Origin of the sequence: Vibrio cionasavignyae (assembly GCF_050337155.1) — a bacterium.
Lineage (GTDB): Bacteria > Pseudomonadota > Gammaproteobacteria > Enterobacterales > Vibrionaceae > Vibrio > Vibrio nomapromontoriensis.
The window spans coordinates 1-26050 of record NZ_JAKJSR010000004.1; the positions used below are offsets into that span (position 1 = coordinate 1).

General features: G+C 39.2%; 29 protein-coding genes and 1 pseudogene. 1 reads left to right on the forward strand and 29 read right to left on the reverse strand.

The genetic code is table 11. From position 1 onward, the window contains the following. The 11 genes and pseudogenes from L4D74_RS00285 to L4D74_RS00335 form a co-directional block, all read right to left on the reverse strand. A pseudogene (locus L4D74_RS00285) lies at nucleotides 1-164 on the reverse strand (pullulanase); the annotation flags it as partial. 550 nt (nucleotides 165-714) lie between these two features. After that, nucleotides 715-1038, reverse strand: coding sequence for a hypothetical protein (locus tag L4D74_RS00290; protein WP_428750229.1), 324 nt, complete (start codon nucleotides 1036-1038; stop codon nucleotides 715-717). 202 nt (nucleotides 1039-1240) lie between these two features. Further along, complete coding sequence (locus L4D74_RS00295; RefSeq protein ID WP_428750230.1) at nucleotides 1241-1726, reverse strand: GNAT family N-acetyltransferase; 486 nt, start codon at nucleotides 1724-1726, stop codon at nucleotides 1241-1243. Between the two features lie 148 nt (nucleotides 1727-1874). Further along, complete coding sequence (locus tag L4D74_RS00300) at nucleotides 1875-2471, reverse strand: glutathione S-transferase family protein (RefSeq protein ID WP_428750231.1); 597 nt, start codon at nucleotides 2469-2471, stop codon at nucleotides 1875-1877. A gap of 155 nt (nucleotides 2472-2626) precedes the next feature. Beyond that, nucleotides 2627-3088, reverse strand: a complete 462-nt coding sequence (locus tag L4D74_RS00305; RefSeq protein ID WP_428750232.1) for a RidA family protein — start codon at nucleotides 3086-3088, stop codon at nucleotides 2627-2629. Between the two features lie 151 nt (nucleotides 3089-3239). Continuing rightward, nucleotides 3240-3590: a cupin domain-containing protein gene (locus L4D74_RS00310; protein ID WP_428750233.1), complete on the reverse strand. Its 351-nt coding sequence runs from the start codon at nucleotides 3588-3590 to the stop codon at nucleotides 3240-3242. 177 nt (nucleotides 3591-3767) lie between these two features. Then, nucleotides 3768-4556, reverse strand: coding sequence for a phospholipase D-like domain-containing protein (locus tag L4D74_RS00315; protein WP_428750234.1), 789 nt, complete (start codon nucleotides 4554-4556; stop codon nucleotides 3768-3770). A gap of 174 nt (nucleotides 4557-4730) precedes the next feature. Further along, nucleotides 4731-6362: a TIGR04141 family sporadically distributed protein gene (locus L4D74_RS00320; protein ID WP_428750235.1), complete on the reverse strand. Its 1632-nt coding sequence runs from the start codon at nucleotides 6360-6362 to the stop codon at nucleotides 4731-4733. Between the two features lie 280 nt (nucleotides 6363-6642). Next, entirely contained in the window at nucleotides 6643-7032 is a 390-nt protein-coding gene (locus L4D74_RS00325; RefSeq protein WP_428750236.1) for a nuclear transport factor 2 family protein, read from the reverse strand. A gap of 159 nt (nucleotides 7033-7191) precedes the next feature. After that, the gene (locus L4D74_RS00330) at nucleotides 7192-7902 is read right to left on the reverse strand and encodes a hypothetical protein (RefSeq protein WP_428750237.1); all 711 of its coding nucleotides are present in this window, start codon (nucleotides 7900-7902) and stop codon (nucleotides 7192-7194) included. A gap of 513 nt (nucleotides 7903-8415) precedes the next feature. Beyond that, nucleotides 8416-9003 carry a hypothetical protein gene (locus tag L4D74_RS00335; protein WP_428750238.1) on the reverse strand — a complete coding sequence of 196 codons (588 nt, stop codon included), beginning with the start codon at nucleotides 9001-9003 and terminating at the stop codon, nucleotides 8416-8418. Nucleotides 9004-10409: 1406 nt separating this feature from the next. Between L4D74_RS00335 and L4D74_RS00340 the strand changes: the two genes are divergently transcribed. Next, the gene (locus L4D74_RS00340) at nucleotides 10410-10826 is read left to right on the forward strand and encodes a hypothetical protein (RefSeq protein WP_428750239.1); all 417 of its coding nucleotides are present in this window, start codon (nucleotides 10410-10412) and stop codon (nucleotides 10824-10826) included. A gap of 656 nt (nucleotides 10827-11482) precedes the next feature. Here the strand turns inward: L4D74_RS00340 and L4D74_RS00345 are convergent. From L4D74_RS00345 to L4D74_RS00430, 18 genes are all read right to left on the reverse strand, one after another. Continuing rightward, complete coding sequence (locus tag L4D74_RS00345; RefSeq protein WP_428750240.1) at nucleotides 11483-11875, reverse strand: hypothetical protein; 393 nt, start codon at nucleotides 11873-11875, stop codon at nucleotides 11483-11485. Nucleotides 11876-12029: 154 nt separating this feature from the next. Then, on the reverse strand, nucleotides 12030-12503 hold the full coding sequence (locus L4D74_RS00350) for a GrpB family protein (RefSeq protein ID WP_428750241.1): 474 nt from the start codon (nucleotides 12501-12503) through the stop codon (nucleotides 12030-12032). 144 nt (nucleotides 12504-12647) lie between these two features. Then, nucleotides 12648-13007 (reverse strand): histidine kinase, encoded by a 360-nt coding sequence (locus L4D74_RS00355; protein ID WP_428750242.1) that lies wholly within the window; start codon nucleotides 13005-13007, stop codon nucleotides 12648-12650. 152 nt (nucleotides 13008-13159) lie between these two features. Continuing rightward, the gene (locus L4D74_RS00360; RefSeq protein WP_194664182.1) at nucleotides 13160-13666 is read right to left on the reverse strand and encodes a GNAT family N-acetyltransferase; all 507 of its coding nucleotides are present in this window, start codon (nucleotides 13664-13666) and stop codon (nucleotides 13160-13162) included. 154 nt (nucleotides 13667-13820) lie between these two features. Then, on the reverse strand, nucleotides 13821-14189 hold the full coding sequence (locus L4D74_RS00365) for a VOC family protein (RefSeq protein WP_428750243.1): 369 nt from the start codon (nucleotides 14187-14189) through the stop codon (nucleotides 13821-13823). Nucleotides 14190-14580: 391 nt separating this feature from the next. Beyond that, nucleotides 14581-15180: a hypothetical protein gene (locus L4D74_RS00370; protein WP_114635273.1), complete on the reverse strand. Its 600-nt coding sequence runs from the start codon at nucleotides 15178-15180 to the stop codon at nucleotides 14581-14583. A gap of 93 nt (nucleotides 15181-15273) precedes the next feature. Next, entirely contained in the window at nucleotides 15274-15981 is a 708-nt protein-coding gene (locus L4D74_RS00375) for a hypothetical protein (RefSeq protein ID WP_428750244.1), read from the reverse strand. A 365-nt stretch (nucleotides 15982-16346) separates the two neighbouring features. Further along, nucleotides 16347-18314 (reverse strand): hypothetical protein, encoded by a 1968-nt coding sequence (locus L4D74_RS00380; RefSeq protein ID WP_428750245.1) that lies wholly within the window; start codon nucleotides 18312-18314, stop codon nucleotides 16347-16349. A gap of 340 nt (nucleotides 18315-18654) precedes the next feature. After that, nucleotides 18655-19374 (reverse strand): NYN domain-containing protein, encoded by a 720-nt coding sequence (locus L4D74_RS00385; RefSeq protein ID WP_428750246.1) that lies wholly within the window; start codon nucleotides 19372-19374, stop codon nucleotides 18655-18657. Nucleotides 19375-19533: 159 nt separating this feature from the next. Continuing rightward, complete coding sequence (locus L4D74_RS00390; protein ID WP_428750247.1) at nucleotides 19534-20238, reverse strand: hypothetical protein; 705 nt, start codon at nucleotides 20236-20238, stop codon at nucleotides 19534-19536. A gap of 2 nt (nucleotides 20239-20240) precedes the next feature. Next, nucleotides 20241-20915, reverse strand: coding sequence for a nuclease-related domain-containing protein (locus L4D74_RS00395; protein WP_428750248.1), 675 nt, complete (start codon nucleotides 20913-20915; stop codon nucleotides 20241-20243). Nucleotides 20916-21111: 196 nt separating this feature from the next. Then, nucleotides 21112-22656, reverse strand: coding sequence for a replication endonuclease (locus tag L4D74_RS00400; protein WP_428750249.1), 1545 nt, complete (start codon nucleotides 22654-22656; stop codon nucleotides 21112-21114). Beyond that, nucleotides 22650-22904, reverse strand: coding sequence for a hypothetical protein (locus L4D74_RS00405; RefSeq protein WP_428750250.1), 255 nt, complete (start codon nucleotides 22902-22904; stop codon nucleotides 22650-22652). The genes L4D74_RS00400 and L4D74_RS00405 overlap by 7 nt, the downstream gene beginning before the upstream one ends. After that, nucleotides 22897-23139 carry a helix-turn-helix transcriptional regulator gene (locus L4D74_RS00410; RefSeq protein WP_428750251.1) on the reverse strand — a complete coding sequence of 81 codons (243 nt, stop codon included), beginning with the start codon at nucleotides 23137-23139 and terminating at the stop codon, nucleotides 22897-22899. The genes L4D74_RS00405 and L4D74_RS00410 overlap by 8 nt, the downstream gene beginning before the upstream one ends. 86 nt (nucleotides 23140-23225) lie before the next feature. Beyond that, a complete protein-coding gene (locus L4D74_RS00415) occupies nucleotides 23226-24359 on the reverse strand; it encodes a hypothetical protein (protein WP_428750252.1) in 1134 nt (377 codons plus the stop codon). 107 nt (nucleotides 24360-24466) lie between these two features. Continuing rightward, nucleotides 24467-24946 carry a hypothetical protein gene (locus tag L4D74_RS00420; protein WP_428750253.1) on the reverse strand — a complete coding sequence of 160 codons (480 nt, stop codon included), beginning with the start codon at nucleotides 24944-24946 and terminating at the stop codon, nucleotides 24467-24469. Between the two features lie 136 nt (nucleotides 24947-25082). Continuing rightward, nucleotides 25083-25748, reverse strand: a complete 666-nt coding sequence (locus L4D74_RS00425; RefSeq protein ID WP_428750254.1) for a tyrosine-type recombinase/integrase — start codon at nucleotides 25746-25748, stop codon at nucleotides 25083-25085. A 123-nt stretch (nucleotides 25749-25871) separates the two neighbouring features. After that, a partial coding sequence (locus L4D74_RS00430; protein ID WP_428750255.1) for an ATP-binding protein occupies nucleotides 25872-26050 on the reverse strand: 179 nt, incomplete at its 5' end.

The following is a 26050-nucleotide window of genomic DNA, read 5'->3' on the forward strand; positions in this document are numbered from 1 at the left end:
TTTTTGGACTTGCCGTATTTCGATGGCTTTTGCTTCATAGCCTCTTTGTGTTCAGTGTCCTTCCCACATTTTTCGCAAAACCTCGTGTTCATAATACCCTCTGAATCAATTGCTACCGAGAACGTCAAATCCACCACAACTTTTGACTTTGTGATGAAATTCATAAGAGAGCTAACGCCTTGCTAAGATGCGGCTAACTGCCACGAAACCTAAACAAAGCCACCGTAATCACTAAAACAAACCGAACCAAAAGTGCCAAAGGTTAGCCGTCATTCTTGAGCAATTTGTTAGCTTTTTCCGTGCGCTGAAGCCGACGTTTGGCACCAAGATTTCAAAGAAACGCTCCAAAGCCGACCCCGCCGACGTACCAAATACAGAAGCATTGAACTTTCAACCAACTTGCTGCCAAAGATGGCGATACTTAAAGGCAACTTACGGCTCTTGCGCTGAGGCTGACTGCCAAGTGCACTATAATCAAAGTCGATTAACACCCTTTCCAAGCAAAAGAAACAGCACGAGCGGCTTTGCGATTTGGCACTAACGAGCAGGTGTAAAGCTAGAACGACGAACCACTACTCCAATGAACTTAACCGAGAAAGCTAACGCCTTGTTAAGTAGCAGCTAACTACCACTGCACTCTAACAAATCCACCGTAATCACGACACTCAACCAAACCAAAATCGCCAAACGTTAGCTGTCTGCTTGAACAATTTGTTAGCGCGCTTTTATACCAAGTTCACTGCATTTCTCTAGCAACTCACTTTGGCTTAGGTTTAACAAAGACTGAACGTCATCCCAATTGGTTCTACGCCCTTTTTCACCAGTTGTTTTTCCAGTAAGCAAACTAACTTGATTCGATGCCTTATAACCAACCTCATCTATCATCGACGCAATATTCTGGACTTTCATTTTAATTGATGGCAATGAACGACCGCTAAAATCATTAATATCGGTTTCATCAAAATGACTACGACCAAACCTTGCAATGTAAGTACAAAACACGATCTCAGGTAACGTGTAATAGTTTCTTGGCGCCATATTTTTAACCCTCACATAGACTTCAGAATAAGAATAGACTGATACCCTTTTCAATGTCATCCAAGATTTCAATACCCCTGCACGCTAACGCACGCTTAAGTTGTGAGTGGCGCTCCACGAAACTTTACTTAGACACCGTAATCACATAAGCCTAGATTAACACCAAAAGTGCCAAGCGTTACGAATCGACTTGAAGCGTTTGTTATATTCGTAGCCATTTGTACATGACGTAGCTATCAACGAGCCCCAACTGAGCATGTTTATATGCCTTGGGGATCGTCCCGATAATACTGAAACCAAGCTTTTCCCACAGTTTAACTGCCACTATATTCGTAGACACAACACTGTTAAATTGCATTGCTTCAAAGCCAAGCTCAATTGCTTTCTGTTGCGAGTGCTCACACAAGCGACGAGCAATACCTTTACCTCTAGCTTCACTTGATACCATATAACCACAATTACAGATATGATTGCTTGGCCCCATTGCATTCGGCTTAATATAATAAGTACCAAGAACTTCATCATTTTCAACGAATACATAGGCTATTAATGGCGCCTGGCACCACAAGGCAAACGCCTGTTCTTGCGTCATATCAGGGTCGAAAGCATAGGTTTCTTGAGCCAGAATAACCTCAGCGAAGGTTGGCCAAAACGACTCAAAATCTGACTTTGTGATTTCCCTAATCATGAAATTCCTCCCAAGAATATAACGCCCGCTTAAGTTGTGAGTGACGCTCCACTGAACCTAATTTGGACATCGTAATCACATAAACCAAAATTGACGCCAAAACTGCCAAGCGTTACGAATCGACTTGAAGCGTTTGTTAGGCGCGTTGTTACGACATACCTACATAGCCGTCAATTGCTGCAATGCTGCCAACCCACCGTTGAACATTGGGATAGTGCGATAGGTTAAAACCACCTTCATCTGCAACATGGGTGTAAGCATATAAAGCAATATCTGCGATGGTTGGTCTGTCACCGACAAGAAAAACTGTTCTAGATAATTGAGCGTCCATTAACGCTAAAGCTTTATTACCGCCAGCTTGTAGCGAATTAAATTCATCTACTCGACTCTCCGGCATACCTTGATACTTTTGAATAAATCTTGCTACTGCAATATATGGCTCATGTGAATACTGCTCAAAGAAAAGCCACTCATAAACTTTTGCTTTGTTATAGCGGTCATTGGGCAGGAAATCCGTACTTTCAGCGAAGTAGCCTAAGATGGCATTTGATTCACAAAGTGTACTGCCATTGTCTAACACTACAGCCGGAATTTTGCCGTTTGGATTAATGGTTAAAAACTCAGGTGTCTTAGTCTCATTTTCTAAGATATTCACATGAATCCATTGATGCTCGATGCCAAGGAATGACAGAATTAATTTTACCTTTAAGCAGTTTCCAGACTGCAAATCTCCATATACTACCATTTACTCTCCATGTTCCATTTTCTGATACGCGCCTAACGCCTTGTTAAGTAGCAGCTAACTGCCACTGCATTCAAACAAAGCCACCGTAATCACTAAACCCAACCAAACCAAAATCGCCAAACGTTAGCTGTCTGCTTGAACAATTTGTTATGTTTCTAGTCCTTAATTTCAAATATTGAGTCAATTATAATTGGCAAATTACCTCTCACGGATGTTGCACCGAAAACTGAGCGGGCATGCACACCTTTTTCACCAAAAACTTCTGCCATTAGATCTGAGCAACCATCCAGCACCTTAGGGTGTTGTTCAAAGTCAGTTGTGGCGTTTACGAAACCTTGAAGCTTGACGACTTGGTTAACTTTATCCAATGAACCTAACTCTAGCTTTAATGCAGCTAATATATCTAAGCCAGTTGCTTTAGCTAAAGCATATCCTTCTTCTGTGGTATATTCCCGGCCAAGCTTACCTCTGGGTACGACACTTAAACCAGCTACTGGACCTTTTCCTGAGACATAAAGTAAATTGCCTGTTCGAACGCAATTACAATAACTACCTTGCGGATCACTGGCTTGAGGTAACTCCAAGCCAAGTTCTGCTAATCTTCTTTCTATGTTCATCTATCCTCCGTGATTGAATGGAAACATAACGCCTTGTTAAGTAGCAGCTAACTGCCACTGCACCCAAACAAAGCCACCGTAATCACGAAACCCAAATCAAACCAAAATCGCCGACTGTTAGCTGTCTGCTTGAACAAATTGTTATGATGCTTTACTTCTGACTAGCTTGGATAATTAGCAGCTCGATTTCTTGGTCTGACGTATTAACTAAACCATGAGTGCCAAACCGTTTATTTACTATCATATCGCCTGAAGAAACTTTGTGTTCTTCGCCTTCAATTATCATCGTGCCTTCACCTTTTAAGATGATGTACATTTCCTCATCATCTTCATGGCGATGGCCGCCCATTGAGCTTCCGGCAGGCATTACAACTCGAATAGCGAAATCCCAAGCACCGTCAAAATCTTTGCGCCTAAATGCTCGATAGATATCTATCGAACCATCGCCGCCATGGCTGTTTTTATCTACTTCCTTATCGCAAGTATAGAAATTTCGAATCATTTAATGTGTGTTCCTAATTATGAAATTGAATGTGAGCTTTGGAGCAACATAACGCCTGCTTAAGTTGTGAGTTACGCACCGCAGAAGCCAAATTTTAAACTGTAATCACACAAACCAAAATTCATACCGAAACCGCCAAGCGTAACGAATCAACTTGAAGCGTTTGTTATGTGTCTATTAACTCATAATGGTAGGGACACAAAACTCTAGGTCAGGCGCACAATATTCAGATTCCCAATCTAAAGGTTCGGAAACCATAATTAGCTCTTTCCACTCCTGAAAATACTGTTGGGATAGTCGTTCGGATTTGATATACATTCCATTTTCAAGGGAATGAGTGGCGTTTGCAGTCATATTATAAGAACCAGTCCAAACCGCATAAGGTTTTAGATTTGAAGATTCAGCGGACTTAGTTTCATCGATGCGCCGACAAAACACCAAAAACTTATGATGCATACGAGGCAAGGTATATTCATCTTCACTTTTCATTTGACCGATGCACCTAAAGCCAAAATAGTGACGACTAGCATCTCGTTCAGAATACATTAGCCTACCTTTCTGCTGCACTCCAAGCGCACAACCTCCCTCTGAATAAAAATCGTAATTAAAAATAACTTCATTAACAGAGTTATAGAGTCTTTGTAGTAACGTTTTATTAGCTTGAACCTGCCCTGAGTCTGGCCTTAAAAAATCTTCTTTCTGTACAATAATCGAAGCTCCATCTTTCTTGCATAGCTCTTCGAGAATTGGCTCTGATGTTAGCCAGGCAACACACCCAACAATCACATCAGCTTCGGATATTTTTTTAACAATCTCATTTTCAATATTCTTAAAATAAACTGAAACATCATCAACATCACTGATGTTTTCCATAGAAAAATCATTTAATTGGTTTGATGACACCTCCATTTCTTCGCCAACCATATCAGTATATTTCTTAGTTAATTCATTCAAGTTTCTTTTCATAATCATCCTGATAAAAATTTCAAAAATAATGCACCCTGAAACATAACGCCCTGTTAAGGTGTGAGCAACGCAATACCGATGCTCCCGCATACCGCCTTAAACACTTAACGCAACGCATAGCAAAACTGCCAAGCGTTGCGAGTCACTCTTAAACAGATTGTTATGCTGCCGGTTTTATGGCTTCGTAACTGTACCTACACCCGCTATCGATACTTTAAAACCTCTCTGGCTCAAGTTCTCGTAGGTTTTAGTTAGATTCACTTTACTAAAAAAAGGCAGGTTATCTTTGAGAGTCGACGAGTCCTCTCCTAAGACTAGGAATACGATTTCCATATTAGAGCTCTGAATATTATCAAGCGGCACTGTGTCTGCTATCGCACTTGATACGCTTCGGAGAACTTTTCTAGCCTGCTTTCTAAAATTTCGATCTCCTAGCATAATTTCCGCAGAGACATTTCCTTGTGCAAACAAATGGCTTAAACCTGCTGAACCGCCTTTTCTATGCTTCACGTGTATAAACTGATTACTAGGTGTCAACAAGTCGCACAACTCAATAGATGTAGTCGTTCGATCGCTTTTAACTAGCTTCTTGTCTAAAACATAGTAGCCGTTGAGTTGCGCTGCTCGCTCATTATAGTCACCCTCACTTTCTATTTTCTCAACGACTCTATTCTTGGAGTCAGTCCCGGTCCAAGTGAAGACTTCAGGAAATGATAAAGCACAGGTTTTGATTTTCGCCAATATGCCATCGATTATCGATATAAAGCTTGATTCAATTTCATACCAATCACCAGAAAACAAAATATAGGTTTTACTGTTTTCTTTAATTTCAAAGTACATACAGTTGTATACTTTGAACTCAGTTTCTTCTAGTTGTTGATCGAAGACGAACAACTTATCTCGTTTCAAATCATCAACAGACAGACTTGATAAATCTAGATTAGCGTAGTACTCATGACTCTCGATTGTCGGTTTAATATTCGATTTACTTCGTGTAAAGCTAAAACCAAAGACCTGATCCCAGTCCATCATCTCTGGAATTGTGATAATTACATTGGAACTATTGTTGTTAATCTCAGATAACAGTCTATCGTCCAATGGCTGTATATCCGCTGGTTCTTTAAGTCTACGGATATTGTCTACCCATGAGAATGATGCTTGGTACGCGTCACTCTTATAATGGTCGAAAATTACATCGACTAAATCTGGAATATCTTCAACTTTTACACTTTTTCCAAAGGAAAAAGTGGTACCACAACCAGAGATATTAAATAAACCAACTCCACCTTTTGGCGAGCCTGTAACACCACGAAGGAGGTCTTTTGATATATCGATACCGAAGACTTCAACACCAGTCTCACGTGCTGCTTGAGCTTTTTTTTGAACAGCTTGATCGTCCAAAGTTATCAAATCAACACTACGTAAACTGTCATGATTTAGAATATTTAGGGCTGTTTTTATACCGAAGTCGCTCACGAAATAACTCGTGTCCAACATGTGTCGACCATAACCAAAAGTAAAAGCCATTGTAGCATTAGTGCTTTTTATGACTAGAACTGCTGAGCTTGTACGATTATAAAGCTCTTCTATCGTTGTACCCGTTAATGATTCAGCAAATTTCGTCCACTTAGGCTTACTGTCACTCTGCTCTCTAACAAAGAACTTTCCTGAAATGTCCAAGGATTGCTTTAATTCATAAGTGTTGAAATTAGCGTTTGCCTTTAAGAACTTATGAAGTGGAAGCGCTTTGTATTCATCCTTTACAAGAAACACATTTAAATGTTGATAAGGAACTTTCCCGCTCACTAGATATACCTCTGTTCGTGAACTTATATGCAACTACACATTCAAGGCATTATATTTTAAATACCATACTTTTTATGTACGAATTCTTCCTCGTCTGTGCATGAGGGTTCAAAACCAAGATAAAAATCACAATAGCTGAGATATTTAATGACACATTAGACAGTACAAAAGACGATGGGCAGCATAACGCCCTGCTAAGTGGCGCAAACGACTAACTTGTCAAGCGCACTTAACTTCAAACCAAAACCGCCAAGCTTATGGCGTCCACTTGAGCAGTTTGTTAGTTGCCCTTGCGCGATACATTTATCTCCAATATGTCACATGGCGTACCTTGATGATATTTAAGCTGCCACAACTCTTCGGCAAGAACCCAAATTGAGCTGCGTTTTGTGAAGCTACTAGCTTGGCCACTGTCATCGATTAATGCGGTTTCATAGGTCAACAGTTGAACCGTTGGTTCTAATGCGACACATTCATAATTCTGGGAGTGTATCTGCACGTTTGATGGTTTCTCCATTTCCATCATTCGAACAATTGATTTGAAGTCGTAGCTATTGCCTGATCTACCAACTTCTCTAAAGTCTGGATGGATAAGTCGCTCAATTTCTGCTTTATCTTGTCGGATTTCGAATTCGTGCAACGCAATTTCTTGTTCGATGATGACTTCCATTTATTCTCCGAAATCGATAAGGCAACTAACGCCCTGTTAAGGGGTGAGCAACGCAATACCGAAGCTGCCGCATACCACCTTAAACACTAAAACCAACGCATAGTGAAAATGCCACGCGTTGCGAATCACTCTTAAACAGTTTGTTAGGTGAATTCCGTTTTACCTATAGTAATAGCGGCTCTTACTAGATTTAATGAAATAATCATTAAACTCATTAACTATATCGAGACCCGCATATTTATTAGCCTTTCTAGCAGTCAGGAGTTGCACTGGAGTCATTGGAATTACCACTAAGTCAGGACATAAATCAGGTATCACGAATTCCCCACCAATAGCACTCAAAACTCCCCACCGCGTATCTTCACCTAGAGTCAGACACGTTTTTTTAATGGCATAAGGGCCCCCAAGACCAGCCATCATTTGGGACGAAAATACACCTTTGAAGGAAAAGTAAAGACCTGCCTTTTCCAGCCTCTCTGCCTCATCTTGTTCAGTAATACCTTCTGAGCTTTGGATAACAACATTAGGCTCAACTCTTGTTAGTAACTCACTTCGATACTTCCATAGAGCATACATCTTAGTTATTGCTAAATGCTCATCTGAGTTTAAATCATGTCCCTTTAAAATCTTCTCAACAACATTCTGATATTCATCCTCAATAGCTTTCATGCTTACGCTTTCTGCATGTTCATTCCATATTCTATTGACGCAAAAAACACTATTATTAGCTTTGGTCCGAAAGGCTTTAGATCCGTCTTTACAAGCGACACCAATAGTTCGAGAACCGTCGTAAAACCTAACTAGAGATTGACTGGGAAATATATGCTGATTTTTAACGATTTGATGTGGATTTGATTTACTTATTTTCATCAATGCTTCCCGATTCACCTAACGCCCTGCTAAGTGGCGCTAACGATTAACTTGCCAAGCGCACTTAACTTCAAACCAAAACCGCCAAGCTTATGGCGTCCACTTTAGCAGTTTGTTAGCTTTTTCGTGCGATAATGCCTGCGTTGCTAACCAAGATTTTGAAGTAACGCTCTCCCCTCAAAACCAATGACAAACATGACGGGACAGAGTTGAACTGTCCAAAAGTTCGTAGCCCGAGTTGACGAAACTCAGAGGCAACTCAAAGTTTGCCACTAAGCCAACAACCACATGCGCCAATTTTAAATTAAGCGTAACTCACTCAGTAGCAAAGAAAAAGCACGCGAGAAATGTGAGGTTACCACTAAAGAACAGATGTAAAGCTAGAACGATGAACCCATACACCAATAAACTAAACCGTGAAAGCTAACGCCTTGCTAAGCGGACTAAAATGGTTGGCTATAATCGCGAAGCGATGGCCAACTGTTTTAGTTCCGTTTAAGCAACTTGTTAGGTTTAATATTTTTGAATACAACTAAATACATGGTTTTCACAGTAGCCAAGTATTTCATCCAAGCTCTTATCACTCAGGCTAATTTTAAATGATATCGGCTTGCTTTGCCTTTTTATATATATGTAAAACTTAACATCATATTTTAACTTTCGATATTTAAATTCAGATATGTTATTTTTAGTTATTTCAACTCTTCGATTGAATATCAACCCAGGATAAAACACTACTTTATCAAAATGAGATTCTGCAATTGGAATCAAAGATAATCGTTTTTGATAATATCCGACGACAAAAGATAAACCACTAACCACAAAACCTAAAGCAATAGTTTTTTTAATTAAAAATAGTGAACCAAATTTTATAAACTGTCCTTTCCCTAACCATGACATTAAAAATGTTTTAACTTTCAAACCCTTCACAGAATTAAAGTTTAAACCAATACCAAACAAAAAAAGAAATGCTTGACCTAATACTGTGACAGAGTTCCTTTCTAAAACATTAACATAAATTTTGTTTTGAAGTTTAAGCTCTTCACGAAGCTTTAATTTTCGCTCTCTTTTTACAAGATTTCTTTTCTTCTTATTACTCATAACTAGAAATATACTTATTTAAACCTAACGCCGCATTAAACGGCAAGAAAATTGGGCGACATTTTTGCGCCTTTGTTTTTGCAAAAATGCCGAACTGTTTTATTGTCCGATTTAAATGCCTTGTTAGTTGATGCCGGCAAACAACGCTACCGCCACCAATTGATTTGCAAACCAATCGGTAATTGATAACCCAAAGCCAAACAGAAACTATTGACCAAGTTGAGTAAAGTGTTTCCAAACTTAATGCGAAAGTTAAACACTCAATGAAGCCATGTTTAACACAGCTCCAAGCTAATGTGTTTTAAGCTTTTGGTTTTTATAAAAGTTAAAACTCTATTAGCGACAAATACCGCTATCCTGGCTGAATGCGTTAACTCAGCAAACTTTCAATGTAACACGCTACCAAGGCAACTATATTCCAGTATTCCACTACGCAATACGTATTCGCAATATTACATTTGAAATAAAAACACCCATCAAACTTAAAGGCCAACTAACGCCTTGCTAAGCGGACTAAAATGGTTGGTTAAAATCGCGCAGCGATAACCAACTGCTTTAGTTCCGTTTAAGCAACTTGTTAGGTTTATTTCAATAACTTTTTTCAGCAATGAGTATAGCTATTGAGATTGCAATAAATATAAAAAAAATAAAAAATGCTGAAAATATACCTATTAGTTTTTTATTAAACAATGAATACGGGTTTATGTTAATAGCAAGCCAAAGCTTACTAATTATATATGCCCCCATCACGTTCGTAAGAACAGTAATCAAACCATACTTTAACTTTTGTGGCCCAGTTAACTCCCTCCAAAACGAAAATAAAGTATAAAAAGAGAACATAATGCAAGTCATTGCGAACAGCAACGTTAACAAAAAAGCACTCATTATTAATATATACGTTACTTTATCCTCCAGATTTCCAATTAACCCGCTCGAAATCAGAACCGCTGCACTAAATAATGGAAAACCAATTAATGAAATAGGAAAAATTATGGGGAGTTTTTTATTTTGCATATTACGTACAAGCCTATATAAATTGGAATTATGCACTTAAACCTAACGCCCGCTTAAGTTGTGAGTTACGCACCACTGAAGCCAAATTTTAAACCGTAGTCACACAAACCAAAATTCCCACCAAAACCGCCAAGCGTTACGAATCAACTTGAAGTGCTTGTTAGGCATCTTGGTAACGATTTACTTAGCCCCTTGTATTTCTCCTAAAATTATCAGACTACTTATTTATTTCAACCTTCATATTATATTTTCATGTAATACACTTGTAATAACTCTCCACCTGATTACCACCTAATATTATCTCGATTACATTATTTTTAATCTAATTAACTTTAAGTGAAACACAGCGTCTACGGTGTTTCAAAGTAAACATATGCAAAGGACATTCAAAAATGACGACAGCAACTGCAAACCGAAACATAACAAATAGTACAGCATTTAAATTGAACCGATATATTACTGTTACAGCAAGCAACTGTACGTTAAAAGGTGATGGCTATGATAACAATGCAGTATTGACAGTTAGCAATATTAAGCGTGGAAGTAAGCTCTATTTTCAATCTCCGAACAACTACCCTCTAGCTGATCAAAACTGGTTTCATTTTACCGACGCTCAAAAAAATGTTTACTTTGACAACAACGTCAAAGTAAACCCTACTGGAGAACAAGGTATTACGATAAGTTTCATTGAATTCACAGAATCCCCCAACGCTGCTAATACCAAAAATTCAAATCCTATATCTACAACTTTTGACATTGTAAATGAAAATGGCTTTGTTAATGACCCTACTTTAATTATTGAATGGTAACTACTGGCATACAGCTATAACTCGACAGTTTAAGTTATAGCTGTACCTTCAATTTCTTACTTTCACTTTGAACATTGATCTAACTTAGCCCGAATTCAGCGATAAAGAGTGAGGTACTCAGATGCCTAACGCCCTGCTAAGTGGCGCTGACAATTAACTTGCCAAGCGCACTTAACTTCAAACCAAAACCGCCAAGCTTATGGCGTCCACTTAAGCAGTTTGTTAGCTTTTTCGTGCGATAATGCCTACGTTGCTCACCAAGATGTTGAAGTAACGCTCTCACCTCAAAACCAATGACCAACATGACGGGACAGAGTTGAACCGTCCAAAAATTCGTAGCCTGAGTTGACGAAACTCAGAGGCAACTCAAAGTTTGCCACTAAGCCAACAACCACATACGCCAATTTTCAATTAAGCGTAAATAACTCAGTAGCAAAGAAAAAGCACACGAGAGATGTGAGGTTACCACTAAAGAACAGGTGTAAAGCTAGAACGATGAACCCGTACACCAATAAACTAAACCGTGAAAGCTAACGCCCGCTTAAGCTGCAACCAACGCAATGCGGAGCCAAAGCAAAACACCGTAATCACTAAACTCCCTGCAACCAAAAATGCCACGCGTTGGTTGTCGGCTTAAAGCGCTTGTTAGCCGCTGACTATGAGTAGCAGTCATTTCTTAATTTGACCCTGAAACCCACTTCATTGATTCCATTTGGACAGGTTAATTCAAGATCACTACCCTCATCTTTCGGTGTAATTTTGAAAAGTGATAACACTTGAGCTTTGTCTTCATCAGCAACACGATAAAAGGCTTGCTGATGATGAACTCGAATAGAGCCATCGGCATGACGTAAGAAAACTTGATTATCGGAACCAACCTCTCCATCACCTTCTCTGATTTGAAGGCAATAGCCAACAGCATTTGCAAAGCCATCACCACAGCTACTATAAGCAGCTAGCAACAAATCATATTGCTCGATACCTTTTAATGAAAAATCAATTCGTTCTCGATTTTCCATCGCGGATAAATAGACTTCCTTTTCATTCATTTTTTTCAACCTCCACTGTCATGATTTATACATAAGCGGCTAACGCCTTGTTAAGTAGCAGCTAACTACCACCGCACTCAAACAAAACCACCATAATCACTGAACTCAACCAAACCAAAATCGCCAACTGTTAGCTGTCTGCTTGAACAATTTGTTATGCCTGTCCTAACACGTGCTCAATAAAATCTGACTTTTTTCGACGATACTCTTCGTGAGCCCAACCTGTACAAGATATTTTGAGTTCATTGTATTGTTGAACCAACACAGGACTTTCACGGAGCTTGTCCCTAAACCTCATAAAGAAGTCAAATTCTGCACCCTTCGCTACGACTTGAAAAGCGACATCTTCACCTGAGCTATGTTCTAACATACAAAGCTCTGGAGTTCTCAACGTATTGGATTTTTCCTTGAAACCTAACGTAGAAAGTAACCTCACTGATTTTTCTAGCTCGCTACCGTTAACACAAACAAGTATGTCTAGGTCTCCCTTAGATACAGCATTAGGTATAGAAGAAGCTCCAATATGCTCAATTATTGCCTCTGGAAGTAAAGCGGCTATCTTAAGCTCGTACTTACGATATAGATTTTCACATGACGCCTGATACTCATCTGCTTTGTAAAACTGCATATTTTCTCCCAAAAGGCATAACGCCTTGTTAAGTAGCAGCTAACTACCACTGTACCCAAACAAAGCCATCGTAATCACTAAACTCAATTCAAACCAAAAGCGCCAAACGTTAGCTGTCTGCTTGAACAATTTGTTATGTGATGTTTAACCAGAAGTATTTGCATACAGTTCGCAAGCATACTGAACATCGCCAAAGTTATTCGTTCGCCAGTAAGGTTGACGTAATAAGCCTTTATTTGAGTTTTTCTGCTTATAGCCATCAGGATCTCTATTAAAGTATGCTGTCAGCACAGGAAGAAGTGTTCGTTCAAGTGAAATACCACTGACTGAAACATCGTATCCACCTGTCGATGGCGAAACCCATAACCGACCATTTGCTCCACTCAAACTGATGTGCTTCTTGACTTTATCTTGCTGATTTAGAATTAGCGTTTTGCTCAATTTGCTATTTAGACTTTCAACTTCTTTGGCCAACAATGAATATAAAACTTCTACTTCTTTCAAAACCTAGTCTCCGAAATTTATAATCACATAACGCCGCGTTAAGTGGTGAGCAACGCTAACCACCCTACCTAAACCATTGTGACATAAACACTTAAATTGAAGTAAGCCGAAAACGCCATGCGTTGGGAATCCGTCTTAAACGCTTTGTTAAATTACAATATTTTGAAGAAGTAAACTGTGCCTTCTAGCTCACCTGTAGAGCTTCGTGCAAACTGAGGAATTTGACCTGCTTCAGTATAGCCAATAGTTCGATATAACGAAGAAGCGACATCACCTAAACGTGTATCGAGTACAAGCAATGACAACCCTATTTCAGTTGCTACATCTTCCATCAGTGACATTAGCTTTTTACTAATACCTTTTCCTCGCGCATCCGTATGAACCATTAATTTTTCAACTTCACCTCGATGCGAACCATTAGGCTTAGAACATAGCGAGAGTTGAACAGCACCAATTACACTTTCACCGTCATACGCAACAAACACCCTTCTCGTACCCGACTCAAGATCTGATTCAACGGACGACCAATATGATTTCACTTCGTTTTCATCAACAGGAGTTAAGAAACCGACAGACGCTCCGCTATTGATGCAATCGGCTAACAGTAGATTTAATTGGTCAACTAGACCTGAGATCGAATTTACTTCCTTGATTTCCACAAAACTATCCTTGTAATTTAACGCCTGCTTAAGTGGTGAGTGACGCACCACCAAACTTAAATTGACCACCGTAAACACATAAGCCGACAGTTACACCAAAATTGCCAAGCGTTACGAATCCACTTGAAGCATTTGTTATATGCCTTACGACTTACTACATTGAAACCGCTTCTATCTTGTTACCATCAAGGTCTCGGACGAAAGCAGCGTAGTAGCTTTCTCCATACTCCGGACGTAAACCGGGCTTCCCTTCGCATATTGCACCTAACTTAACGGCTATTGCGTAAAAGTTATCAACTGCCTCTTGATTGCAAGCATTAAAGGCTATGTGAGTTCCATTACCATTTGACGCATAACCTTCCGACGGTAGACCAACCCAAAACTCGAAGTTGGTACCGTAAGCTGCCGCGACACCTTCAATTAGGTGCGTTCGATTAATAGATAGAGTTTCAAACACAGCGTCGTAGAAATTCACTGCTGATTCGATATTTTTAACTCCAACGGAGACATGATTTAAAATCATTGAAATTCCTTTTATTCATCAAAACTCAAGAGGCATATAACGCCTGCTTAATGCGCAACAACTTATAGCTAAGTTAATTAAATTCAGCAACTTAGCTTAAAATCCTTGTTTTCATGTAGCAAATATGTAGCTAAAAAGCATATAGGTTGAGATTCATCTTTCGGGACGAATAGCCTCTAATTTGTCCCCCCCCACTCTTGAAACTCATTTTTGGACATAAATCAGTTTCAGAAAATCTAACATTAGCATTACATGAATTAATTCAGGTATGGCAAAACTGAAAATCGCTCAACTTAGAGTCCAGTTTTGATGGTACTTTTCACACAAAACCCAACGTTAGACTGAAAATGCCAAGCATTGAGAATCTCTCTTAAATTCTGTATATGTTGGGCTACAGATCTACTGTTATAGCTAAATGTGCCAGTTCTACTGAAAACATGAAGCCGAACTTAGCCAACAACACACAGGATTTTTCACCATCATCTTCGATTTTACCGAGAACATCCTTAACAAAGTCTTTATCTCGTTTTCGGACATAAGCCATAGTCCTAGGAAGTTCTTTGATCTCAATATTTGATTTCATGAGGTCGTGAGCGAGCTTATTTCGAATATTCTTTATTTCATGCAGGGCAGGTAACAACTCCCTAGCCTCTTTCTTCTCACTCGCATCCTCAAAGTCATAAATATTAATAAAGGACTTAAAAGTATCAATTTTCTTACCTAACATCGCACCTTTGATATCAGGCTCAATGCACACTAGTAGATGACTTAGCTTGAATTCAATGAGAAGAACAATACTAAAAAACATACCAGTTTTAGCGTTGGACTCCTGCGTTCTAGCCCTAAACCACTTATTTCCCTCTGCTACGATTTCTTTCAATTTTCGAGTGTTTTCTTCGGGGGATTGAGGCTCCCTATACGTAATAATTGAAGGGCTAGTGCTCTTGGGCTTTCTTTTGTAATAGCCAAATATATTTAGTAATTTTTCCACAATTCTCTCTAAAAAAAAATAAACGCAGCGAATAGTAAAAATGCCACGCATTGCGAATCACTCTTAAACAGTTTGTAAAGTTTTTTGCAGGCACTAAATGATATGCATGCTTTTTCGAAAAGCAGATGCATCAGCCTCAATTTGATTAAAGATATTATTTAGAGCGTCATTAGTCTCAATTAGCATCTCTCTAATTTCCTCTTCTTGAGCTTCAGAAATTATCGTTCCTATATGCTCATTATCACTGTTATTACGTCGAATATTGATCTCAATCGTATCCAAGCGAAGATAGAATGGTGCCGCTTTTACATACCAAAAATTAAAGTCATTAACTAATGAGTCGGACAAGTACAAACGATTATCTTCTATCTCTTTCTTTAGGATATTGACGTAGTTTAGGCATGAATCAAACTGATACTCGAAGACCTCATTAAATCCGTTTTCAGAATTGAACTTTTTAAATTCAAGACTCACCATTAACAACCTATTATATACATTTACTTTCTTATCAAAGAGTTTTTCAAAGGTCGATTGAGATATAGAAAAAAAACGCTCAGTTCTTTTCATTTCCAGCGCATGTTTTTCATCTAGAGCTTTCATGCTTGCTGCATGTTTATTATCTAGTTCTTTAATTTTCTTCGCATTGTTTGCGTCGCTTTCTTTGATATCTTTTTCAAATGCTTGTTTATGCTTTTGTAAAGATTTATCAAACCAATACTTACCAATCAATGTTGATACACCAACAGCAGCAGGCAAAACTACCGCTATATGTTTTACTATAAAGCTTGTTACTTCCATCATACTTACCAAAAAATGTAACGCTATTCAGCGACTAAAAGCCGTTTTTTAACTCCACCATAATGCCTTTTTAAGAAAATAATATCAATTAAAAATCAGTAGCTTATCGATAAAAGGTGTGAGTTAGATTGCTGAGGTTAATCTAATGTCACTATTCCGATAAAGTTCGCGTTTCGGATAAGTTTTGGTTGGGCAAAACCACAGCTTTGAGGGATTAGAGCGCTTCTACTCTAACGCATAAAGGGGCATTTTCGTGTTACACCCTCCAACCAGCGAGATTCTGGACAAAAATGAGCTAGTTCTAAAGCCCTAATACATACCTTCAGAATTATCGTTTTGCAGCTCGGTTATTCATAGTTAAACCTTTGTTAGCCTTTCATTTTAATTTGATGGATGAACAGATCATCTTCAATTTTCATCAAAATTAGAGTGAGCAGTTTTAGGTAAATCAAATAGCAATTTTCATGAAGAACAGTTTCAGATGGATTAGCCTGAGTCCCATGTAGGTAACTATTCCTTAGATCTAAACCATTGGTGAACTCACTTTTATTGAGATAATAGTTAAAATAATCTTGCTCTGGTTTTGAAAGAAGAGAACTATCGATAGATATTAAACCTTCTCCAGACATTTTGATTGCTTCTTTTTGTACTTCATCAGGGTAGTGATAAAATGAGGAAAATTCATTATCATATAAGTCTTTTAATATTAAAAGTCTGTACCTATTAGTGACTTGTATGCAATTGTCTTCATCTATGAATATATACATCTTTTCTATCAAATACTTAAGGTTGTTAATTTGATGCTCTTCATAGTTGTGGAGGTAAATATTACCTTCATTTTGTAAAAGATCAAAAAAAGTTTGATATCTATTTTCGATGAATGGCTCCACATATGCTAATAATGTTTGATCTGAGAAAAACAGATTTGAACACGAGACTGCTTCCTGATTACTTTTGTTAATATAGACGTACTTGTTTTCATTTAAACTAGGGATATCTTTCATAGAGCTTGGACTAGATGACATTTGTAAAAGCTCAAAATCTATCTCATTTTCTTCAACGAACAATTTATATTGTTTAAGTACTGATTCTAACTCAGGTGCTAATGACCTAACCTTTTCCAGGGCTGAAGCACTTGCAGTTGGCATGGTTAGATTGGCATTAATAGCAAAACCATATTTATCAGCAAAAAGAGATGTGTAAATAAACTTAAGTACTTCTTCTAAAGAAATATCAAGTGTGTTTAATACATTTGAATAAGTGAATATCTGAGCTTGAGATGTCATTTGATACTGGTTAAATGAAATTCCGCATAAATATTCATTTTTTGATCGTACCCCCGTAAATCTTTCCATAACACCAAGTTGACTAGGCTTACTAATTAAATTAATTCTATTTTGATGATCTAAATATTCAAAGAGCAGCTTGAAATTCAAATAAAGCAGATAAGGGTGCTGGTTCTCCCTAATATAATCTAAGCTGTATTCGTAATGAACTATAGAGTTTTCGAGTTTACCTCTTTTAATTTCTGAGGCGTTTTCAGGGTAACAAATAGAGACTCCGTACTTCATCACAGAATCATTAGATTTTTCACTGAAGTACTTATTGGTTTCTTCTTGATATTTTCGCCTTGCTTTTAATCGAGTTTTGTCTGATACCCTAAAGTCTGAGTGCTTTTTTGAGTTCTGTATTATCGGTAAGTAGTTGGTATTAAGGTCTTTTGAGTCTATATATTCAGAAATGATATGCTCTTTTTCATCTTTTGTTAGGCTCTTTGGCAAAAATAACTCTACATGATTGAAGTCTTTTTCCACCTCATATATTGAAAGTAATATCTCAGCGCTTTGTTGGTAGGATAACAAGAAATCACGAAGGACATCATTATACCGATCTACTAATCCTTTGTGTCTAAGAAGTGTTCTTATTTGATTCGGGTTTTGATTTAAAATTATTTCTATTTTATCAAATGAGACTTTTTTGAATACTTTTTGGTTGTTAATTAATAGCCAAAAGGTTTCTACATACTCGAACATTAATTCTTTATAATAGGCTAAAATATTATCATCATTAATTTTAGATATAAAGCCACCAACATAACTACCATATTCACGCACTCTTTCTCTGAATGTTTCGATCTCAGTTTTTGACCAGTTTTTTAAGTAAACATCATTATCGATGTAGAGTTTTATATTATATAGCTCTAGTACATCATTAATGTTATTTGGTTTTCGTTTAAACTCACTCTTCAAAATAGCTTCTCCTTTGGATAAGTAATATCCACCAGACATATCTTGTTTAGAATGAAAAACTACTTTGTTTCGATCATGTTTATGCATAGTAATGTTGTGTATTTAAGACCAACTGAATATATAAACTTGGATTCTCACTACCCTTAGAATCCACACCATCAAATCTAACATCACAATAGCCATTTTTTCTTTTTTTATCAATACTTAAACCCAGTTATCGTAAATTCTTAGCAGTACGCATGTGACTGGTACTCGATTCAATGGTATGGAGAGCCTTGTGACATTTTAAGGATATGATGTTCCGAACTGTTATACATTACTGCAAAGTAATATAACCTATCCTTTAGCACTCTTCGTAACTCACATTGGGGCATAAGCATGGTAGAGAAATTACCCTTCTTCTCTTCTATTAACAAAAACCATTTGCTCATTTACAGGCTAACTTCTTTGTTTTCTTTTTATCCCGAACCCATAAAACTGAACTATTTGTCTTTTTCATTTCAAACAGATCGATAGATTGAAATAGGTCACTTAACTTTTTAAACCCATAGTTTCTCTGATCAAACGAAGCATGGTTAGATATATGAGTGCCTATCGGCCCGAGCATGGCCCAACCGTCGTCTTCTTCTACTGCTTCTATGGCCTGCCTCAATAAATTAATGAGGCGTGTGTCACCTTTGATGTTTCCAGCTTTCTTCTGAACTGGTTGCTCTTCTTTATCATCGTCTAGATAGAGAAAACGTGAGCAACTGTTAACAAATGGAAGAACGGCTTTCCGCTCCCCAAAACCGATGACAAACTTCCCATCAGCTAGTGCGCGTGTAACCAAAGGCGTAAAATCACAATCAGATGAAACTAAGCATATAACGTCTATATCTTTAGTATAAAGAATGTCCATTACATCGATAACCAAAGCCATGTCAGTCGCATTTTTGCCCTTTATGAGGTCAAATTGCTGAACCGGCTGAATCGCAAATTCGTGGAGTACTTCTTGCCAAGATTTAAGGGTTGGGTTCGTCCAATTACCGTAAGCTTTCCTAATATTGACTACGCCGTATCGTGCCAACTCAGATAGTACTTCTTCTATTTTGGCTGAAGGAGCATTATCCGCGTCGATAAACAGCGCAATTTTCTCTTTTTCTCGCATATAACCACTCATGCAAAACTAGTTGTATATATCGTAATTATCACACTCGAGAAATATTAGGCAATCACTCAGCCCAAAAAGTGTTAATGAAAACAAGGCTAAATCGACATAAAGCTGTACTAGGAGAAATGTTGGGGTCAGATCCTTATAAAAGTGAGCTTATAAATTGTCTAGTCGTATTTGAGTGCAGTTCGGGCAAATCCCTGCTTTTGTCAAATTATTATCACAGATCGGGCATTGTCCAAAATCAAATGACGTGTATGCAAACCCTATCTCTTTACTCACGTCATCAATCTCCATATTCTCCAGAATACCCTCTATCGCCAATCTTGCGTCCGCTACTGAACAGTGAAAAACCTCACCAAAAGGAGCTGAATGGTCTAGACACTTTGATAACCTTTCATGGGCTTTCTTCTCTACTATCTCAGCACATTTAGTGCGATATAGTGTATTAATGTACCAAAGCCCCCTTGGTTGCTCGTAATCGCTAAAAATACGTAAACGCTTCTCAAGGGAATTAATCTGTCTAGTGACAGAGCTTTTGGCCGTGCCAGATAAACTACTAAGCTGGACATTCAATTCATTCAAGTGGTTCCGCGCAAGTTTTGTTTCTTTTTCAAAAGGTAAGCGCATCCCCCCATAACAGATTCGTCCATTTGTCACATGCTCGGGAATCAGCCTTTCTCGAGTGATCTTTCGTCGACTCCCACATATCTGACAGGTCGCTTTTATCGACAACCACTTATCATTAACATCTTTAAGGCGCCCATCAGGCTCATTACGCCCTATACCAGTAAGCCCTACTTTTACTCTATTCGATGTAGGATTCTCAAGTATATAAACGGTAGCAAAATGATTAGACATGGTTAACTCTTAATAAATCGACATTTTGGAAAGCTATTACAGCCTAGAAATTTATTCCCTGCATTCGCACCACTACGAGCGACTCGCTCAACAAGCTCAGAACCACATTTTGGGCACGCATCCGTTGAATTATGGCGAGAACGAAGTGCTTTAACATGCTGGCGGTTGGTAGTGGTGCAGGTATCAGTATGTTGATGTACTTTACGCAGCAAACCATCCATTTCATTTTCAGATAAAACAACATTCTTAAAACGTTTAATATGCCGCCCTAACCCACGGTCTAGAACATTCGCGGGCAACTCTGTTTTAAGCTCACAATCACCAGTAAAGTACACCACGGTTTTGATTAACTGTTCATCAATATCAAAATACGCAGCTAACGCTTTCTTTTGGCGGTAAGTTTGCCTTAACGGGTTTTGAAAACGATACTTTTTCCCGTAAAGAGATTGAGTCCACTGAGCTGCTTTTTCGTCACCAAAAACCCAGCCTTTGAAGTTTTTCGTTTCAACAATAAACACCCCAAATGGCGATATCAGCAAGTGGTCGATTTGCGCTGTACCATTGAAGGTAGGAATATATACGTCATGAAATCGTTGGTAAGTGTTCGTATTGAGTGACACCCACATATTGACTGCTGTTTTCTTCTCACCAAACCATCCACGAACTGCGTTAAACATGCTTTCTCCACTGTTGATTGAAATACACACCTAAAAGCCATTTCTGGGCATTATTTAGGTTTAACTCTGATATAAAAAGAGTATCAACTGCCAGTAAGTTTTTTGTTAGAGCATCGTCAATCTGGACTATCTTGAAGCTAATTACCTAGCTTGATTAAATATCGGTTAAAAATACAGTTATTCACAGAACTCCAAGTTAAAAAGCTCGCGCGAGCTTTGATTCAAAGCGCCACTGCATCGAGCGAGTCACAATCGCTTCCCCAATAGCAAACACTCCCTTGAGTACCGTCGTTAACTCCTCGTCACTGTACGCTGTCGTTTTCACCACCCCTGTATTAGTATCAACACTTAGCTCATAGTAAGGCTGCACTAACTGCTCTTTTCGATGACAGAATACGCCTCCCATCAACTCTAAGAAGCCTTTCCAATCTCCCTTGTCGGCAGCCTCAAAAATAGCCTTAACCTGCTCAGGAAGGTTTTGCGTACTCTTCAATCGACGAAGTTCACGCCATACCGTGATAGAACAACCGCCTAACTGTTGAAACTGGCGAATGCCCCAACATGATGCCCACGCATCTACCCTGGCAGCCGCATCTAATGGATCTTCACCATAGATACCAGAATCTAAATCCGCACCGTCGATATTCTTAGAAATATATTTAGCGATGTAACCCGTCGCACTGCCCTTAGCTGGGTCTATTTTTACTTCAGTGAAACGATGCTTACTCGCTCCCTTCTCATCACTGTCTTCTCTAAGCGCATAATCCTTCATCACTTCAATTAACGTTTGATATTGGTTTGCTTCAACAAACAAAAGCAAGTGCCAATGCGGTGTGCCATCGTGTTGAGGCTCGACGACTCGAAACCCATAAAAACGTACACCCAAACGATTCAGCTTTGAGCGAACCAGCACCCATTGCTTGTTTAGATACCTCTGTCCGTCCAGCGGTGTAAACCCGCCCCACTTTGGGTTTTCGTGTCCTGATGTCGCGTAAGCACGGTGATATTTTGATGGGCACGTTAAAGTCAGGAAAGCAGCTTCATGGTTCATACTTTTTGCTAGGTCTTCAAAACCTCTTGCTCGCATCATAAGCTCACCTTTACGGATTTTAGGATCGGCAACGCCCTTCTGACTGAGTTCGAGTAACGAAAAGCTTTGTCCTAGTTCATTTGTCGCAATCGTATTGGCAAGCCACTCCTGCTGATATTGCTTTTGCGCGATTCGAGCGTTGAGTGTTGGGTTAGAGCAATAAAGGCTTTTCTTTTTGTTTACTTGGTTCAGGTGGTGAAGCACAGCTTCAATATTCTGCCTGAGTGCTTTCCTTAATTTTCTCAACCACCAGTTCTTATCACCATATCGAGCAAGCTCACCTGTGAGGCTGAAACTGAGTGCGGGATTAACACCACGGGAACGCACCAAAGAACGAACGCTGTCAATCGCTAGCGAGTCGTTCAAGTATTGTCGTCTAAGCGTTAAAGCAGACTGAGCATAGTGCTTAGATTGCTCTCTCAAGTCATCTTCTGACACATTAAGCTTTAACTCTGCCAATGGGATAGAGAGCTTGCGACTAATGGCATCCACCGTCACTCTTAAATAACTATTTCGTGCAAATTTGCTGGAGTGGGAAAGATACTCTGTGAGTAGTATTCGTTGAATCGCTTCGGGAAAGCAACAAAGCCTTTGCTGAACAAAGGCTTTGTCATCTCTATCAACCGAAGTAAGGTTGATAACGTCTAGCATACCGCCAACCTCCCCTTCGAAGTAATTCGAAACTCATCCCACCGTAAACCAAACGTGTGATAAGACTTATATTGAATCAAACCGTGTTGAAGCAGCTTATCCAATGTTTTGAGGTGGAGTTTAATTGGCATTTTTCGGCGCTCACGTATGACACCATTTTGTGGACCATAGTCTGAGCAGCGATTAAATTTATTGCCGTCTTTCATCCACGCAAGCAGCGTAATTTGTTCAGGAGTAAGATTAACCATAGTAATCACCTCCTTGAACTAGGTTATCGAGCTTTCTGTGACTCTCTAACCAACGGTCTAAATCCTGCTTTAAATATCGAACCGCTCGACCAATCTTGATAAAAGGTGGCGCGACCGTTCGATTCTTTCGGTGTCCTTCCATCCTGCTTTGGCGTAAAAAAGAACGGCTCATACCGATGTACGTCGCTGTTTCTTGCTCTGTGTATGCTCGTTTATCAATGTTAACGTCTGACATATTGAAATCTCTTTGTGTTGATGGAGATTCAAATTTATCGACTCAAAACGGCATATGACGAAATCGACGACGCTCACGACGACGTTTTATTTTGCCCTTTTTAAAACTGCATTCACATCCGCGACGATGTTCTTTCTAAACGACAGGTAAGACATTCTATTTTCTGTATCCCCTTTACCAAACCAACTCATGCCATCTTGGGTCATCTCATCAATCACAGCGTCCGTATCATAGTGGCGGTTAGTGTGTTGATTCACATCTTGTCTGATTAAATTCCACACCTTACCCGCCCTAATCTGAGGGTGATCTTGCAGGACTCGATAGACAATTTGAGACACGGGGTGCGTTAAATCCAACGCTCCAGCCAATGAATTCGCGGTTGGAGCACTTATTTTAGCACTCGCACCTTCGGTTAACTTAACGCTGCTAACCGTTGGTTTAACCGAATTCAACCGGTTATTGGTAACCGTTGAAGCATTAACGTTAGGGTTAACGTAATGCGTTACAGCACTGCCTTGAGCGTTGCCTAACGGTTGAGCTAACGCATTAGAATTGCACTGAGCAACCTGTCTTTCCTTCGTTGGAGCGTTAAAAGCTCGGATTGACTCATGACCAAACACTTTAGCAATGTCATCTAGGTTCAACCTTAAATACTCTGGTTGAATTTGAATGGGATAGCTTTTTAGATAAGATTTATTTACAGGATGCTCATTGAGCAGGTTTTGAACTGACGTAGACTGAGATTCAGATGGATAAAGGTCGGCGTAAAGCCCACAAAACTTATGCACGCTGCTAGCAAAATTCGGTACAACAGCAAGCTTTGTATAGGCGGCAGTACCCTGTTTAGCCTTTGGCGGCATTGTCTCTGAATAATGGATATTTAACACATCGGGTTTACCAAACACTTGAGGAACCGAACGCCAATTGCGAATATTCGACGGTTGAAGAACAGCGCAAACATTAGTGCTATGCTTTTTCAAAGTAATAGCAAACCGCTTGGAATCCTGAGGGGTAAGTTTTACAACCCCTACATAATCGAATACAGCAGCGACAACTCTTTGCCCATCTAATCTAAATAGTGCTCCAAAATTGGTTTCATCAACCCAAGCACACAATTGAAGGTTCCCCTCTTCAATCGCCCCCAACACATCCCATTTGGTTAAGTGCGTTTTATTTGAGATCTCTTCAAGCCTGATAAACTGACGTTGAATTAGGGTCACTTTTAGCACTCCTTGCTACTAAATACGACCACCAAAATACTGTAATTAACAACAGTATGCAACAAGGTCACAACCAATGGCTAGGCATGGAAAACCCGAAGGCTACATTAATTTACATATGTTGATAGTGACCTTTCAAGTTTACCTGTACTCACACAATGCCCCCTCGTACTGATGTTAGCTCCAGTATCCCAATTGCGAGCACGAACCACTATTTCGCCGTTCAGGTTCATTTGCACAGTAGCAGAGTTATCCTCTTGTTCACGAACCAACACATTCAAAGATATTGTTCTATCAGAACTCAGGATTTGATATGTACCAGTCCCTACGACTTGACCACATAAAGCTTCACCATTATCTACGGTTAACCTGTGCTTAGCTGTAACAATACCCGATTGCTTATCCAGTTTATCGATTGTGATATGGTGTTCAGCAAACCAATCAACCACTCTTGTCCAAGCGTAATCATACCCTTTATCGGTCATAAAACGATTCTCTACGACTCTAGGCTCCGGGTGGATTATATCGACAGACGCGGCACAGCCAGACAAAAGTGAAACTAATAACAAAGATAAAAATGGGCGCATGGTTTCCTCACAACTAAAAAATTGTGGTGAATATTGCCATAAGGAAACTATTCCGTCTCATTGCTTAGATCATTAAGCTCAATGATTTACCATGCGTTTTGTAACATCACATTTCAGGCACACAAACAAATATTGATTAGCCTATCAAGCTTATCGCTGCGGCTTTTTGCTCTGGGGCTAAATGAGCATAGCGGAGTGTCATTTTTAAATCTGAGTGTCCCAATAATTCACGGACGATATTTAAATCAACTCCAGCCATAACAAGCTTACTGGCAAAATGATGACGTAAGTCGTGAAACCGAAAGTTCTCAATTTTTGCTCCCTTCAAGGTTTGCTCCCAAGGATGCTGAAAATAATCGATGGCTTTACCCATATGAACTAAAACATGTTCAGTATCGGGATGTTGGTCGCGCCAAGTTTCGAGCATGTTATATAGCGTATCGTTAAGCGGAATCGTCCGTTTCTTCTTCGACTTAGCATTCTCTGAACTAATCGTTAGATAACGGTTCTCCATTGAGACATGATCCCAACTCAACGAGAGCATTTCACCTTTTCGCATACCAGTATTCACCGCCATGACAATCAAAGGTTCGAAATAATCAATGTAACGCTCTGTTGGCATCACATTCGTTCTATTGTATTGCTCTTGCCTCAAACGCTCATCACGCTGTTGTATTTGTTCAAATAGTGCGGACTCTTGCTCTTTAGAGAGGTAACGAACCAAAGTATTATCTCTTTTGATAAGCTTCACTTTATCAAGGTTATGCCCTTCGAGGAGCTCCCACTCAACCGCACGATTCATTGCAGCTTTAAAGCGGTTAAACACACTTGTGATTGTTGAAGGCGCACGACCCTGTCAACGCCAGTTTAAAATTGACCCACTTATCGACGTTATCGCCGAAGTAAAACTGACCCACCCACGTAATTAACTTCTACTTTCAGATAGATTTTCTAGTACAGTTGGTATGGTTCCAGCCGCCTTTTTTCCTCGTAATCGATAGCTTTCTCCGCTGATTTGTACGATGTGTGAGTGATGAAGAAGCCTATCCAGTAATGCCGCCGTTAGTGTTGTATCGTCAGCGAACGCATTCGACCATTGAGAGA